Origin of the sequence: Deinococcus hopiensis KR-140, assembly GCF_900176165.1 — a bacterium.
GTDB lineage: Bacteria > Deinococcota > Deinococci > Deinococcales > Deinococcaceae > Deinococcus > Deinococcus hopiensis.
In genome coordinates, this window is sequence record NZ_FWWU01000011.1 from 1 (window position 1) to 15,359 (window position 15,359).

Annotated in this window: 11 protein-coding genes; 7 read left to right on the plus strand and 4 right to left on the minus strand. The window is 65.4% G+C overall.

Features of this window, described 5'->3' with window-relative positions; all coding sequences use genetic code 11:
• Window positions 1-1,412 precede the first annotated feature (1,412 nt).
• Window positions 1,413-2,357, plus strand: coding sequence for a hypothetical protein (locus B9A95_RS30030; RefSeq protein ID WP_084051279.1), 945 nt, complete (start codon window positions 1,413-1,415; stop codon window positions 2,355-2,357).
• 203 nt (window positions 2,358-2,560) lie between these two features.
• Here the strand turns inward: B9A95_RS30030 and B9A95_RS30035 are convergent, their stop codons facing one another.
• A complete protein-coding gene (locus B9A95_RS30035; RefSeq protein ID WP_084051280.1) occupies window positions 2,561-3,001 on the minus strand; it encodes a multidrug DMT transporter in 441 nt (146 codons plus the stop codon).
• Window positions 3,002-3,559: 558 nt separating this feature from the next.
• On the opposite strand from B9A95_RS30035, the gene B9A95_RS30040 reads away from it, so the two are divergent.
• Window positions 3,560-4,267: a gamma-glutamyl-gamma-aminobutyrate hydrolase family protein gene (locus B9A95_RS30040; protein WP_084051464.1), complete on the plus strand. Its 708-nt coding sequence runs from the start codon at window positions 3,560-3,562 to the stop codon at window positions 4,265-4,267.
• 503 nt (window positions 4,268-4,770) lie between these two features.
• Window positions 4,771-5,616, plus strand: coding sequence for a DNA repair protein (locus B9A95_RS30045; protein WP_245808596.1), 846 nt, complete (start codon window positions 4,771-4,773; stop codon window positions 5,614-5,616).
• 624 nt (window positions 5,617-6,240) lie between these two features.
• On the opposite strand, the gene recA is transcribed toward B9A95_RS30045, so the two are convergent.
• On the minus strand, window positions 6,241-7,317 hold the full coding sequence (gene recA, locus B9A95_RS30050) for a recombinase RecA (protein ID WP_084046743.1): 1,077 nt from the start codon (window positions 7,315-7,317) through the stop codon (window positions 6,241-6,243).
• A 345-nt stretch (window positions 7,318-7,662) separates the two neighbouring features.
• Window positions 7,663-9,051, minus strand: coding sequence for a replication initiator protein A (locus tag B9A95_RS30055; protein WP_170928871.1), 1,389 nt, complete (start codon window positions 9,049-9,051; stop codon window positions 7,663-7,665).
• 1,107 nt (window positions 9,052-10,158) lie between these two features.
• Here B9A95_RS30055 and B9A95_RS30060 point away from each other — a divergent pair.
• The 3 genes from B9A95_RS30060 to B9A95_RS32960 all read left to right on the plus strand — a co-directional run bounded on the left by B9A95_RS30060 (window position 10,159) and on the right by B9A95_RS32960 (window position 11,962).
• The gene (locus B9A95_RS30060; RefSeq protein ID WP_084051465.1) at window positions 10,159-11,106 is read left to right on the plus strand and encodes a GlxA family transcriptional regulator; all 948 of its coding nucleotides are present in this window, start codon (window positions 10,159-10,161) and stop codon (window positions 11,104-11,106) included.
• A gap of 65 nt (window positions 11,107-11,171) precedes the next feature.
• Entirely contained in the window at window positions 11,172-11,744 is a 573-nt protein-coding gene (locus tag B9A95_RS30065; RefSeq protein WP_139807169.1) for a cysteine hydrolase family protein, read from the plus strand.
• Window positions 11,741-11,962 (plus strand): hypothetical protein, encoded by a 222-nt coding sequence (locus B9A95_RS32960; RefSeq protein ID WP_139807170.1) that lies wholly within the window; start codon window positions 11,741-11,743, stop codon window positions 11,960-11,962. The genes B9A95_RS30065 and B9A95_RS32960 overlap by 4 nt, the downstream gene beginning before the upstream one ends.
• A 484-nt stretch (window positions 11,963-12,446) precedes the next feature.
• Here B9A95_RS32960 and B9A95_RS30075 read toward each other — a convergent pair whose 3' ends face one another.
• Window positions 12,447-13,364, minus strand: coding sequence for a DMT family transporter (locus tag B9A95_RS30075; protein ID WP_084051285.1), 918 nt, complete (start codon window positions 13,362-13,364; stop codon window positions 12,447-12,449).
• A 16-nt stretch (window positions 13,365-13,380) separates the two neighbouring features.
• Between B9A95_RS30075 and B9A95_RS30080 the strand changes: the two genes are divergently transcribed.
• Window positions 13,381-14,835 (plus strand): aminotransferase-like domain-containing protein, encoded by a 1,455-nt coding sequence (locus tag B9A95_RS30080; protein WP_084051286.1) that lies wholly within the window; start codon window positions 13,381-13,383, stop codon window positions 14,833-14,835.
• Window positions 14,836-15,359 lie beyond the last annotated feature (524 nt).

Genomic DNA, 15,359 nt, shown 5'->3' on the forward strand with positions numbered 1-15,359 from the left:
TAGCTTTCTGGCTTACCGGTAAGCGAGTGGAGGGAACGGGCGGTTGGCACAGACGGGGGCAGTTGTGCTCCACAGCTTGTGCCGTTAAGCGTTTTATCAGTGAGGCTTCTTTGGGGCCCTTGGCGCATGCGGGACAAGGATGCGGGAAGTTGCCTTCGGGCTCTGACCTGACGGGGTGGCCCCCAGGGGTTTTCCCAGTGATCTCCCAACCGAGTGGCAGGTTCCACACGCGTCCCCGAGCCCCGGTCAGGTGAAGCCCAGCGCCGTCAGTACGGGGGTCAGGAGCGCCGCCTCACGTCAGTGGGGACCGACTGCCAAGGTGCTTTCCGCCTCCGACCAGGACCAGTCACAGCAGAGGCAAGCCAACCCGGTCAGGCAGCAGCGGTATGGGGAAAACGCCGACCTGGGCGAGGGCTGTGCCCCCCGTTCAGTTCAACTCCAGCGTCAGGTGGCCAGCAGCGCAACGCCTGGCCGAATGGGGATGGGCGTCTGCCCCCATACAGCTGGCGGTGGAGACGGCACCCGGATTGAGGGCGACGCTTCCAAGTGGAGCCGCAGGTGTCCCAACCCCGTAAGCGTGATCAGCCGCCTGAGAGGCACGTGGCCGTAGCGGCTGACCCCAAGGATGGTGAGGCCAGGAAGGGACTGGGAGACCACCGCCGGCAGGAGGCGAGGCCCGGCAGAGCCGTGGAGAGGATGGCCTGCGCACCGAAGCTCAGCCACGTTAGGATCAGGTTCAGGGGCACCGGCCGGCCGGGGGAGATGCCGTAAAATGTCGCCGTCACTGCTGTGACGTTCAGGCGTGCCAGGAGGGCAAGTGGCACAGGCCAGGGAAAGCAGGGCCCGGCTCAGCACGAGCGCGCCGAGCATGGGAAGCGGCGCGGCTGGGGGAGGATACGGCCCCATGCCCCGAAAAACGAACGGCAACAGCATGCCCGCAAGCAGGGCCGAAGCAAGGGGCACTGGCAGCCGATGGACGATACAGTCAAAGGGCCCACTGACCTGAGGAACAGGAAGACCAGCGCTGTGGGCAGCACGGCGCCCATTACCTCAACCAGCGTGGACCACGGACCTTCCGCAACAGGGAGGTGAGGCCCGGCGTGTTCCAGCCCAGGACAAGGTGTGCCGAATACATCCCGCAGGGCGTTGCCCCAACATTCCCAGAGTGATCTACATGGCGCACAGGCCACTCACCAACCGTTCGGGTGAGGAACCCAGCGCGACGAACATTTGCGCGAACACGGGGAAATGACCGGACGTACAGACCCGACCCCTCGGGGACGACCAGCACTCCCGACTCGCCCCCACACGACCGAACTCTGGGACACACCATCCTGAGGCCACACCATCACCTCTGCATCAGGCACAATGACATCTACGCGATGACGTCACGCCAACCCACCTCAGTAGGCTTGCCCGAAGCCCTTCAGGCGTGGGTGGACATGGCCAGCTTCCATCCGAACGGCGGTTTTCCCGAACATGCCTGGGGCCTGGTGTGGCGCGAGGCGGGCTCAGGCATTCGCCGCACCGGCACCTTCGGTGGCCCCCTGCCCTACGAGAGTGAGCTTCTCGCCGTGCAGTTCGCCGCCCAGCACCTTGCGCAACTGCACGGCGCAGGAACAGTGCGCCTACACTGCGACGACCTGCGCACAGTCCGCCGGATAGGCGGCCTTACCACGGAAGAAGACGCCAACGTCCCCACGCTGCGTATGGCGCTCACTCGGTGGGGCATTGAGCTGGTCCACGGTGACCGGGAAACTACACCTGCCCGCGCTGCCCATCAGCAGGCACGGTTCACACTCGCGGCCCTCAGCCGCTTCCCGGGGGCGACACGACTTATGCGGAACGAAGCCGAGACGGAACTCCCACGGCTGTTGCAAGCAGTTGCGCGCAGCATTGAAGTGGAACACTCCCGCTTCCACCGTGGGGGCCTGATGGTTCAGGTGTCGCTGGACGGTGGCGGCTGCGCTTCGGAAGCCCGGGAGACGGTGCGGCTGAGCGTGCAGAAAGGGGATCGCGGCACCGTTTCACTGTGGAGTGGACCGCTGGACGAAGCTCCGGAACTGGTGCGTAAAATTGTGGACGAACTCTCGGCAGCAGAAAGGGAACGCGTTCAGGAGCGCTTCGGCCGCGAATCCAGTCCCACCACACCCGAGCAGCTCCGCACCGCACTGGGGCGCCTGCTGCAAGACCACGGCGTGGACGGCCTGCCGACCGGGCAGGTGTCGCAGCTCCTCAAGGGCGTGGAGGCGGCCACGTTGCAACGGCTGGCAGCGGCATGGCCGGAGGTCGAGGTGTACCTGGTTGGCTCAAAGCCCTGGGTCCGGTTGCGGCGCGGACAGAACCCGGAACCGTAACCCAGCTCCGGAACACGCTCCCTGGTGGCGGCAGCCTCTCGGCGGCGCCTTCCTCTTCGGCGGCGCCCGTCCTTCTTGCAGTGGTCACCCCGGCCATGGCCCTCTTCAGGCGTCTCCTCTTCCCATTCGGGAGAGGCCTGCGGCGCAGAGTGACCGCAAAGCGGAGGTCTCACGCGGGGGAAGACTGGCGGGTGTGCGGGCGATCAGGTGGGATCGGGGGTGGGCGCTGTACCTCCTGTGCTCCGGCCCTTGCGGGCTGGGATCGGCCCGCTGATTCGGACCAACGTCTCACCGAATGCACGCAGTGCGTCACCCTGCTCCAAGTTCCGTATCGCCTCCGCGTTCAGCGCTTTGAGTTCCTCCCGGGTCACTGCGTACTCTGGCGCTTCATGGCCCTTGAGGCCCTGAAGAACGTTGTAGGCCACTCCTGCTTGAATCTGCACACCCTTGCTGTTGGTGATGACCTCCACTGTCTCCAGGTCTGTTCCTATAAGGGTCATGGTCTGTGGCGTCACGAGAATCACACGGTCTCCGCGCTCTTCCAGATGTGCAGCGAGCTGAAGAAGGCTGCGTAGGTGCAGCATGTGCGTAAACAGGTCCAGGTGACCCAGCATCGCTCCGGCCTTCTTCAACAGGTTGTCCATGCCCCATCTTAAAGGCGTCTCCCAATGTTGGAATACACGCTCTATCGTCCTTTGGCTGGAGTGCCTGTCATATGCCCTGCCAGGACAAGCACCGCCCAGGGCGTCCACGAGGAAGTGGGGCGCGGCGCTGGCAGATGGCGGAGAGGGCCGCACAACTGAAAAGGCGGGGGAGAAGGGGTCGGCGCCGTGGTGGACATCCTTGTCGGCCACGTGCAAAAAGGCCAGCGGGGGTGATTGCCGGGCGTGATGACTTTCCATCTCGGGGCCAGCGACGTCCATACTGGTGGCCGGCCTGGAGCAGCCGAGAAGCGCCAGACTCCGCCGACAGGAAAGTTACCTTCACGGCCGCTGCCGCCCTCAAGGGAACGCCCAGCCTGACTGAGAGGGGGAGGGGAGCCGGAGGAGGGACCTGCGCGGCACCTTCGGTCACTTCGGCTGGTCCTCTGTCCTCTGGCCCCGGAAGTCCATACGTCCTGATGGCGGTCAGGCATGACAGAACGGGGAAGGGGGACCCGGGAAGCTGGGCCTGGGCGTGCGCGCCTCTGTATGCTGTCGGGAATGCGTGCCCGTCCCCTGATCGGCCTGAGTACCTCGCAGTTCACTGACGTTCTGACCCGCGGTGTCAATGGGACGCCCCGCCGCTACGCTGAGGCGGTCGAACGCGTGGGGGGCGTCCCCATCCTGCTGCCCAATCTCCATGGCCCGGTCGCCGACTACGCCCGTCAGGTGGACGCCGTCTTGCTCACGGGCGGCGTCGACGTTCATCCACGGCACTACGGTCAGGCGCCCAGGCGTGGTCTGGGTGAAGTCGACGAGGAACGGGATACGTTTGAAATGACCCTCTACCGGGCGGTGAGGGCGCTGGGGAAACCCGTGCTGGGCATCTGCCGGGGCATGCAGATGCTCAACGTGCTGGAGGGTGGCTCGCTGCATCAGCACCTTCCCGACGTGCCGCAAGCGTGGGTGGATCACGCCCAGGTGGCACGCCCACCTGTCCTTGGCCACGAGATTGCGTTCGTTTCGGGGAGCCTCCTGGAGCAGACCCATGGACCCAGCGCTCACCTGAATTCCTATCACCATCAGGCGGTTGACGCGGTTGCGCCGCCGCTGCAGGTCACGGCGATAGCGCCGGACGGCATTGTGGAGGGCCTGGAGGGTGACGGCCTCCTGGGTGTGCAGTGGCACCCGGAGATGCTTTTTGAGCGGCATGAATGCGCCCTTGGGACCTTCAAAGCGTTTATGAGGCTCCTGGGTGTGCCGGCCTGATCCGGAGAATTCAGGGCGAGCCTTTACGCCTGCGAGGGCTGTAAAGCCCTGCCGTTGCGGCGGGTGTGCTGCACCTTTCCAACAACTGGGCCGGCGGCGCACACCTGTGACGCGCTTTGCGGACCATTCGTCACGTCCCCTCCGACCGGCTCAACCCGTTACCTCATAACTGATCCACCAAAATCCTTATGCCTGGTTGACAGAAATCCCGTGTGTGGGGCGAGGATCACGCCTCCTGGATCTGCCTGATGCCGTACATGGCCCGGCCTGGATCAGGACCAAATGAGAGTGACCATCGTAGGGGCTGGACCTGCAGCGGGGAATGTTCAGTGGAAGCGGGTCAGGCAGACTACGTCCCCACAGACCCAGGCGCCTCAAGGTGGTACTTTTTCTGCCCCTCGCCTTCAAGGGTTCTGGCATGCACGGCTCCGCCCGTTTGGGCCTCGATTCTCGTAAGTTCCTCCGCTATAATTACGCCATTATCAGAATAGGGAGTCATGAGAATGGCAAAGACGAACGCACGCAACCCTACCAGCATCAACCGCTTTCAGGCCCTCCTCGCCACCGCCGCCCTCACCGCTGACGTTCAGGCCATCATCGCCCAGCCCGACACCAATGATGTCGACGCGCAACTCACGCACCTGCTCCGCCAGGCGCACGACCGCTGGGGTTTTGGGCTACACCACCTGCAGCATACGGCCCGCTGGACAGGACAGACCATCGAGTTGCTCGCCGACGGCCGCGCCGTCGCAGATCTGAACGCTGATCCCGCCCGCATCGCCTCTGTTTACGCGGGCATGGGCGCTCCCGATGAACACGGCCTCAGCTCCTGGCCCGTCCTCGGGGAAGGCCAGCGCACCACCGTCAAAAGTGCAGCGCAGCTGCGTGTCCTGATTGAGGACGCCCGTGACTTCGAGACGCTCTGGACCCCTGAGAAAAACGGCCTCACCTACCGCATGTGGCGTACCCAGACCACCGAGGGCGAGCAGCTCGCCGCTGAGTACGCCCGCCCCACCAGCGCCGCGGAACTCCTCGCCGACGCTGCCTGGGACGTTATCACCCGCATCAAGGACCGCAGCCTGCAGCGCGACCTGATGAAACGCAGTGAGCAGGGTGGCATCCTTCAGGCATTCCTCAGCGCCAGGCACAAAGACGCCGCCACGAACCTCTCCACACTCGCCGAAGCGCACTTCACGGTGCAGGGCAACGTTGGACGCCTCACCGGCCCCGCTGCGCGCGACTTCGACGCGTTCCGCTCGCTGCAGCGCTCGACCGCCGAGGAGCTCCTCGCCCTACACGAAGGTGCCGTGAAGAAAGTCGCGGCCACCCTGCACGGCGAGTTGAAGTAAGCCCATGGCCCGGAGGCGCGCCCACGCCCTTGAGGGAGACCCCACGGATGCAGACGCCCGCGGTACATCTCCCCCAGTTGTAGGAGGCCCAGCGCGGTGAGGTCACGCTGCTCGCCTTGGTGGGCCGGGCTTGCCACCAGGAGCGCGCGGTCAGCGCCCGACATACAACGGGTGGCTCCACCGTTCAATACGGGCGGCGCAGGCCTCCGGCTCGCGCCGTCCTGATTCCCGCTGAACCGGCGGCCTGCGCGTAGATCAACGCCGCGCTGAACGCCTCCTTTCCAACTTTTGCAGATGCCCCATGAAGCGTTGAACCCCCGCACCCCACCTTGATTCCCTACACCCTCGCCCGTTCCACAGGAGCAGCGGCCAGAAAGCGTTCCCGCTGAACTCACCCAGTCGGGCCACAGCGCCCACGGACAGGCGAGGGGCGCCGCCCAGCAAGCGCTGACGCTCACCCAACGGGGTGCTGCAGGGCAGTGGTATCAGGACGCCGCATCCGCCCAACAGCGCCTGATCGTGGAACCAGCCCCTGTGGAGTACCTGACGGCCCAGGGCATGGAGTTTCACCAAACGAGAAGAGCGGCGTGCCCGAACGGGCACGCCGCTCTTTCAAGTTGAGGGTCAGTCGGCGGGGAGGGCTTCTGCGGTGGTGGGAAGGGCAGGCGTGTTGCCACGCAGTTGGGCGAGGACCTGCTCGCGAATGTCGGCGAGCAACTCGGGGCGCTCGGCCAGGAAGGCGATGGCCTTCTCCTTGCCCTGACCGAGGCGTTCCTCGCGGTAGCTGTAAAAGCTGCCCGACTTCTTGATGACTTCAAAGTTCGTGGCCAGGGTCACGAGGTCATCCATGGCGTCGAAGCCCTTGCCATACACGATGGTCAGCTCGACTTCCTTGAAGGGCGGCGCGACCTTGTTCTTCACGGTCTTGACCTTCACGGTGTGTGAGACGGCGACGTTATCGACCATATTGGATTTACCGCCCACCTTGCGCACGTCCAGGCGCACGCTGGAGTAGAACTTCAGCGCCCGTCCGCCCGTGGTGGTTTCGGGGTTGCCGTACATCACGCCGATCTTCTCGCGCACCTGGTTGATGAAGATGGCCGCGGTGCCCGTCTTGGACAGGATCGCCGTCAGCTTGCGAAGGGCCTGCGACATCAGGCGGGCCTGGAGGCCGGGCAGCGAGTCGCCCATTTCCCCTTCGATTTCCGAGCGCGGCGTCAGCGCAGCCACCGAGTCCACGACCACGACGTCGATGGCGCCCGAGCGGACGAGCAGTTCCATGATTTCCAACGCCTGCTCGCCGTTGTCGGGCTGCGAGACGAGCAGTTGATCGGTGTCCACCCCCAGGGCGCGGGCGTAGACGGGGTCCAGCGCATGCTCGGCGTCAATAAAGGCGCAGGTGCCGCCTTCTTTCTGGGACTGGGCAATGATGGAGAGGGCGAGGGTGGTTTTGCCACCCGACTCGGGGCCGTAGATTTCGGTGACGCGGCCTTTGGGGATGCCGCCGACGCCCAGGGCGACATCGAGGCTCAGGCTGCCGGTGGAGATGACCTGCACGTCGAGTTTGCTGTCGGCGCCGAGCTTCATGATGCTGCCCTTGCCGAACTGCTTCTCGATCTGCGTCATGGCCATTTCGATGGCCTTGGTGCGCTCTTTGCTGTCGGTGGGAACACCGAATTCTTTTGTGGTTTCCTTCGCCATAGGTCTCCTTGGAGGACGTACGTCCTCAACTCTTACTAAGTTTACAACAGAATGAAGCGCGTTGGTTTGCGTCAGGACGACGATGTGCCTTTGAGGTTCTCTCGCCGAGCATCCATCCTGCGAGGCGCCGACCTCAATCCCTCGGCGGTGGCAATGCGGGACCGCCTTTGCGGGTGTCTGGGGCCGGCTGTAGGCGATCAGGAGCAGGCGTGACGTAGGCCCATGGCGGTCAGCGCCCCTGGAGTGTCCGGTCCCAAGCCCCGAGCCTCAAGCTGGCCCGTAGGGGCGGGCGCAGGTGAACCCACGAAGGCGCCCAGGTCCAGCACCGCACCTTCTATCTGCCTGTCACGGCTCTCCGTCTGTCTCGGCTCCGCCTTCGGCAACTCCACTTGCACGGGCGTTCCACAACAGAACCGTCTTCGCCGGCTCGGGATCGTGCTTGAGCGCTGCCAGTTCCGCTGCCCTCACCCACCCTTGCAGGTACAGCTCCGCGGCGTTGTCTTTCAGTGTTTCGGGCAGGGCGACCTTCTTCAGCATGAACGCGGCCGTCTGGAGGCTGCGGTCCTCCTCAGGGAGCGTCTCAGGCTGGCCCAACAGCGGTTTTGGGGCTGCTGGCAGAGAAGACCTGGGCTCTGCCTCGAGCGTTTGGTACTTGAGGGGATGGCGCAGGATGTCCACCAGCAGGCCGCTGGCACTCTTGGCCTGGTACCCGCCCGCCATAAGCTCGTCGTACCGCTTCACTGCGGCCATCACAGCCTCAAGGCCAAACTCCGACGCGTACTTCAGTGCCGCTCCCTGGGTGATGCGCCTGCTGGTAAGCGCGGCGACCGCTTCTGGGCGCGCGGGAGGCCGGGTGGACTGGGCAAAGACGTACTGGATATCCTGGCCCTTGCCCCGCCCGATGTAATTCACGTCGGCGAGAAAGCCGCAGTCAAGCAGCTGTTGGTGCGCCGTTTGCAGGGCACGGCGGATGGTGTCAGGGCGACCGTTGATGCCCAGACGCTCGGCCCAGGGGAGCAGGGCGGTCTGATAGAGCATCTGGGGCGGACGGTCCACCGGGTGCTTCTCGTCCTCAAGTTTGCGGTACAGGGTGCGGGTGAGGGGCTGGCTGAGGCCCCGCAGGATATTGAGGTCAACCGGGCGGATATACCCCAGCCTGATGCTGCGCGCCAGATCAGGGTCGAGCGTCACCTGTAGGAGGGCGTCGGCATTCACCGCCTCGTCTCCAAAGGCCGACGGGAATTTCCGTCTCTCAATCACCTTCCAGTTCTGAACGAGACTGGTGCTCAGCGACTGGTACGTCTCTTCCTTCCGGTCATACCAACTGTCTGTGATGGTAAAAGTGCTGTTTCGCAACCGCGTCAGGCTGGGTTTAATCACCGCGTAGCTGTGCCCCCCGATGGGCAGGGCGGCGTACATGAGCAGTTGATAGGCTGTGACGCGAAATGTGTTGTCCTGCGGCAGTCCGGCACCGACATAGGCGTTGGTGAGGCCGAAGAGGATGTCGTTGTCGATGCCGTGGGGCACGACGTCATTGGCGCTGGAGACGCAACTCACCCGGATGGTGATGCCGAAGTGGTCTGAGGACGACCAGGAGCGTTCCCAGTAGGTCATCGTCTCAGGCACGCGCGAGGCGGCCAGCACCAGGGAAAGCCGGTTCAGATTCCGCTCCTCACTCCCTGAGAGGGTGAGCTCCTGGCTAACCGACTGGGTAGAAGCGGCTTTGCGAGGCACACTCCATGTTACTGGGTGCGGCCACCTTTCGTCTCCGGACTGCTCCTGATGTTGATCAACAGCCTCCCCTTTACTGATAAAAAGATTGTTTAAAAACATTGATGATCAATCATCAAGGAGCAGGTAAAAAGGCCGTCCTGGCCGCTCTCCAGCGTCCGAATTCCACAAGTCCGCAATAGCAACTCCACAAGTCCGCAATACTTTTTGACCTCAAACTCCACAAGTCCGCAAGAGGAGGCCGTTCAAATTCCACAAGTCCGCAATACCAATTCCACAAGTCCGCAATAGGGGAGAGTCCGCAATTCCACCACTCCGCAATAGGTCCCTGGACCAATTCCACAAGTCCGCAGTACGAAGAAGTGTCTGAACTCCACAAGTCCGCAATACCAATTCCACAAGTCCGCAATACGTTTCTGCTTGAATTCCACAAGTCCGCAAGTCGTGCGCCCAGCAGGAGGCCTTGCCGGGGGCAGCGGCGGCAGCCCGCACGCAGGTTGTCGCACCACTTCGGCTCAGGCGGCCAGTCCAGCGCTGGGGCGCTCCAGCGGATGAGCAACAAAGGACAGTGTTGGGATTACGCCGTGCAGGGGAGGTTTTTCTCGACCCTAAAGTCCGAACCCGGTCCGCGCCAGGCACGCGGTACCCGGGCCCACACCCGCAGTGAGGTGTTCGAGTGGATGGGGTTTGGCGGCGGACAACGTCCTCACGCGTCGCCCTGCTCCTGTTCCTCAAAGGCCACCGGGGAGCGGGCCTCCCTTGCTGAACTGCGTCTCCTGTACACCCGTGCAACTCCATCTGCCCCGTGGCGGATTTAGGGAGGCAACGGGAAGCTGGTGAAGGAGCAGTCGGTGAACCGGGGGCGCCCGCCTGTGGCGGTGTGAAGCGGGCCGCAAGACGCACTTGACATCTCTCATTTCATGCCGGCTGAGGCGGCTCTTCCTGCGAATGGTGGAGTGGCCGGATACAGCCGACTTCTGGCCAGATGCCTCCCTTCCAGGGAGGTGGGAGGTGCCCTAGCATGGGGTTCGGGTCCAAAGCTGCTGGACTCGCGGCCTGCCAGTTGGCGTGGCCGGTTCTGTTCCCTGTTGCCGGGAGGAGGTGTTCGCCGTGCGCCGCGTGCTGGTCCTGCTTCTTCCCGACGTTCACCTGCTGGACCTCTCCGGTCCCGCGCAGGTGTTTCACAGCGCCGCCGAGCAAGGGGCGCAATACGCCTTGACCTTCTGTGCCGCCCAGCCTCAGGTTCGCAGCGCCCAGGGCCTGACGCTGAGTGACCTCGCGCCGCTGCCCCAGGTCCAGCCGGGTGACCTGATCCTGGTGCCCGGCGTGCAGATCGGAGCCGTGAACCACCTGCCCACGCTGCTCGACTCGGGGACCCGGGACTGGTTGCAGGCCAGCGCGGGGCACGGCGTGGAGGTGGCCGCCGTCTGCGCCGGAGCCCTCGCGCTCGGAGAGGCTCAACTGCTCGTCGGACGCCGCTGCACCACCCACTGGTCCCTGACCGGCCTGCTGCAAAAGCGTCATCCCAGTGCCCGGGTGCTGGACAACGTGCTGTTTGTACAGGACCGGGGCGTAACGACGAGCGCGGGGATCGCGTCCGGCATCGACCTGGCGCTGTCGCTCGTCGAAGCGGAGCACGGGCCACTCCTAACCGCCAGGGTGGCGCGCGACCTGGTGGTGTACCTGCGCCGCAGCGGCGAGCACGCCCAGGCTTCCATCTACCTCGAATACCGCACCCACTTGCACGCTGGGGTCCACCGGGTGCAGGACTGGCTGGTCGCGCATCCTGCGCAACGGACCTCCCTCACAGACCTCGCCCGTGTGGCTGGAATGAGCGCACGGCACCTGGCGCGCAGCTTCAAGTCGGCTACAGGGCTGACGGTGCTCGACTACCAGCAGCGCCTTCGCCTCGAACTCGCGCGTGACTTGTTGCAAGACCCCCGCCTCACCCTCGACGCCGTGGCGGACCGCAGTGGCTTCGGGGACGCCCGGGCGCTGCGGCGGGTGTGGCGGAAACACTTTGGCGCTCCACCCTCTAAACATCGCTCCCAGGCCTGAACCGTTCTCCTCTGTCCACGTGCTTCTGAGGTGCGGTGGACAGCCCGTGCCCCGAAAGGAACACCGTGCTCACCATTGATCCTCAAACCGCTCTGGTCCTCATCGACGTGCAGCAGGGCTTCGACGCCCCCTCGTGGGGCATGCGCAACAACCCACACGCGGAGGAGCGCATCGCTGAACTGTTGGAGGCGTGGCGGCAGAGTAGACGGCCCATCTGGCACGTCCAGCACATTTCCCGCGAACCGAACTCGCCACTGAGGCCCGGTCAGGACGGCGTGCGGTTCAAGCCCCTGGCCGAGCCTCGTCCGGGTGAAACCGTGATCCAGAAGCACGTGAACAGCGCCTTTATCGGGACCGATCTGAAAGAGCAACTTCGTGCTGCAGGCGTGACCAGCGTGGTGATCACGGGCCTGACCACCGATCACTGCGTGTCCACCACCACCCGCATGGCGGGCAACCTGGGCTTTCGGGTGCTGCTGCCGGAAGACGCGACGGCGACCTTCGGCCGTACCGGGCCAGACGGGCGGCACTTCTGGGCGCACGAGATTCACGGTGTGCACCTCGCCAGCCTGAACGGGGAATTTGCCACCGTAACGGACACGGCGTCGGTCCTTGCCGCGTTGGGCCCCGGTCTGTGAGCTCCCACCCCGGGCGAGGCCGCGTTCGCACGCCGCTCCTGCACGGGCTGCTGGCGCGGCGTCCCTACTTCAGGACACCCCCGGAGCAGCTCTGGCCCGGAGCTGCGCGGCGAACCAGGAGCGATGGGCACTTCGCCCCGGTACGGGACGCCCAGACCGTCGTCCTCTCCAGGCACGGCGACACCGAGAACTACGGTGACCTCGCCCCTGGCCTTTAACCCGGAGGCCCTGCGCACCGCCCTGACCGAGCGGCTTGCCCTGGGGGATCTGGAACGCGTTGACGTTCTGCCAGGGCGTAGCCTGCTCCCTGTGAAAAGTGAGCTCGGAACCGGTTTGGCCGTTGTTGAACATTTTGCGCCGATGCCGGGGCCAACCGGGGATCTGTTTCTGATGGCCACTTCCTCGCCCTGCTGGACGCCGCGAGGCGCTGGCAGCTCGATCCCTTCGGAACTGTGAATCTCGGCGCGGCCAGTGGTCAGGAGATGGGGGCAAGGCGGACGCAACATCTACCTCGGCACGGTCGGCAGGCCGCTTCTTGGGGGCCGCCCCGCGCACGCCGGGGGGAATGAGGCCCACCTGCTGCCACCGAGGTAGCGCGGCAGGTGGACCCCATTCCGGGCGTGGTACGTCCCATCACATGGAGCCGGGCCGCTCCCCAGTCCAAACGCGACCCGCACAGGCCAGTGTTGAAGGTCTCCCCGGTCAGGAGGAACGGGTCAGGCGGCTCAACCCCGCGCAGGCCACCACCAACAAGGCGGCGAGCAGGGTGCGCCCGTCGAGCGCCTCGCCGAGAAGCAGGGCGGACCATCCCACCGTCAGGACCGGCTGGACCAGTTGCACCTGTCCGGCCTGCGCCACCCCGCCGAGTGCCAGGCCGCGGTACCATGCGAAAAATCCCAGAAACATGCTCACCACCGACACGTACCCAAAGGCCAGCCAAGCTGTACCTGAAGGCAGGTGGGTCGGCCATGAGGCGAGCAGGGTGATGGGCAGTGAGGCCGGCAGGGAGAACACCAGCGCCCAGCTCACCACGCGCCAGCCGTCCAGCTCCTGGGCCAGCCGTCCGCCCTCGGCATAGCCCACAGCGGCCAGCAGCACCGCCAGCAGCATGAGCGCGTCACCGCTCTCCAGATGCCCAGCCCCCGTTGTCGCCGCGAAGGCCACGACCGCCGCCACGCCCAGAGCAGAAACCAGCCAGAACGCGGGACGGGGGCGCTCACGGGTGAGCAGTACGGCGGCCACCGCGGTCGCGGCGGGAAGCAGGCCCACCACGACTGCGCCGTGCGAGGACGGCACTGTTCGCAGGGCGAGCGACGTCAGGACCGGGAACCCGAACACCACGCCCAGTGCCACCAGGCCCAGACCTCGCCAGTGACGGCGTTCGGGGAGGCGCTCACGCCGCACAACCAGGAGGATCACGGCCAACAGAGCGGCCACGACCGCACGTCCGAAGCCCACGGTGTATCCCCCGAACTCAGGCACGGCGAGGCGCGTCGCAGGCAGGGTCAGGCTGAAGCACAACACGCCCAGGCCCGCCCACCACCAACCCGCTGTCTCTGCTCCTGTCTCTGCTCCGGATGTTTCTGTCTTTAGGGCTGTAACGCTACTGGTGTTCTTCACGTTCTATGATAACGGCATGTCCAGCGGGCGTGAAGCCGTCACGGGTAGGCAAGGCCTGCTGCTCGATTTAAAAGCGTTGATTCAGCATGAATCCAAGCCGGGTGACCGACTTCCCTCCGTTCGTGAATTGACGCGCCGTTACGGGACCAGTCCCGTAACGGTCAGCGCTGTGGTGGCGCAGCTCGTGCGCGAAGGCCTGGTGACCACCCGGCCTGGGCACGGAACGTTTGTGGCAGCGCCCTCCGCCACTCCGCAACAACTCGATCTCGGGTGGCAGACGGTAACCCTCGCCGGACGTGCAGCGTTGCCTGGGCACGTTCAAGACCTGTTCCGGCCTCCACTCCCGGACGTCCTGCCCCTGGGAAACGGTTATCCCGACGAGACGCTCCAACCGCTGGAGCTGCTGGGCTCGGCCCTGAGGGACGCGGCCAAACGCCCTGGGGTCTGGTCGCGGCTGCCTGCCGAAGGGCTTGATGCCCTCCGGGCGTGGTTTGCCCGCGAACTGGGCGGAGAGTACCGGGCGTCGGACGTCCTGATCGTGCCGGGGGCACAGGCGGGGCTGTCGACCAGTCTGCGCGCGCTGCTTCCCGCAGGTGCACCCTTGCTGGTGGAGTCCCCGACGTACTACGGCGTGCTTGCCGCTGCCCAGGCCGTTGGCGCACGGCCCGTGCCTGTGCCGGCTGATGCCGAGGGTATACGGCCCGATCTGCTCGATATGGCCTTCCGCTCCTCAGGGGCGCGGGTCTTGTACCTGCAACCCCGCTACGCCAGTCCGACAGGCGCCTCGCTGGCCCTTGGCCGGCGCGCGGCAGTGCTCGCGGCGGCAGAACGCGCTGGCGCGTTCATTATCGAGGATGACTATGCCCGCGACCTCACCCTACATGGAGAGCCGCTCCCACCCCTCGCCCTGGCGGGAGAGGGGCGCGTCGTGTACCTCCGCTCCCTCACCAAGGCGGTGGCGCCTGGGATGCGGATCGCGGCCCTGATCGCCCGGGGACCAGTCTGGACGCGGCTTCGCAACGCGCGCGCCACCGAAGATTACTTTCTTGCGGGACCGCTCCAAGAAGCGGCGCTCGGCGTTCTGACTGCGCGGAGCTGGCCGCGGCATCTGGGGAGCCTCCGAGAAACCCTGCGGGTGAGGCGAGACACGATGGTCCAGGCACTTACCCAGCATTGGCCGCAGGCCCGACTGTTCCTCGTTCCGCAAGGTGGGTACAACCTGTGGGTGCAGTTGCCAGGAGGGCTGGGGGATCTGGAGTTTGCGGAGCAGGCGGCGCGCGCCGGCGTGCAGGTCAGTGCGGGAAGTGGCTTCTTCCCGACCGAGCCCGGTGAGGCGTTCGTGCGCCTGAGCTACGCAGCGGCCAGCCCCAGCGTGATCGAAGAAGCCGTGCACCGTTTAAAGCCGCTGGTACAGGTGGAGCGGGCGGGTTCAAGGCAGCTTGGAAAGCGCCAGAACTCCAGGGAAGCTTGATGGCCCAGACCCGTGTACAGGAGCTGCCATGGCCGTCTCCCACTGATGCGGGGGCTGAAGAAAGCGCTGGCTGAGCTGACCCCCCGGGAGCGTGGGCGGCAGGCCACGTGGCCCTGCAGTTGGGAGGTGGCCCTGCACCCCGAAGCCGGCTTGATTCGAAAATCAAGGCGATCCCTGGGGCGCCTACTTCCCTGGCAGGTGCTATCCGCAGCCGCCCCCACAGCCGCCCCCGCCGTCTCCACCGCCATCTCCGCCACCGCTGCACCCGTCTCCTCCACTCGAGAAACTGATTCCCAGCAGCGCCCAGCTGCCCGCGGTCTCGGTGGAGGTGGCGCCATCCCGGAACAGGCGCCGACGCTGGTGGAACGCCACTCCAATGCAGATGATCACCAGCAGTGTAGGCAGCCACGCGGCGCCCGGGAACCCTGAGAACAGCGCGGCGAACCCCGCGCAGATGATCAGGCCGACCAGCCAAGTTCTGCGCTGCTTGCGCGCAGGTGTCTGAACTTGCGTGGCCGGTCCTT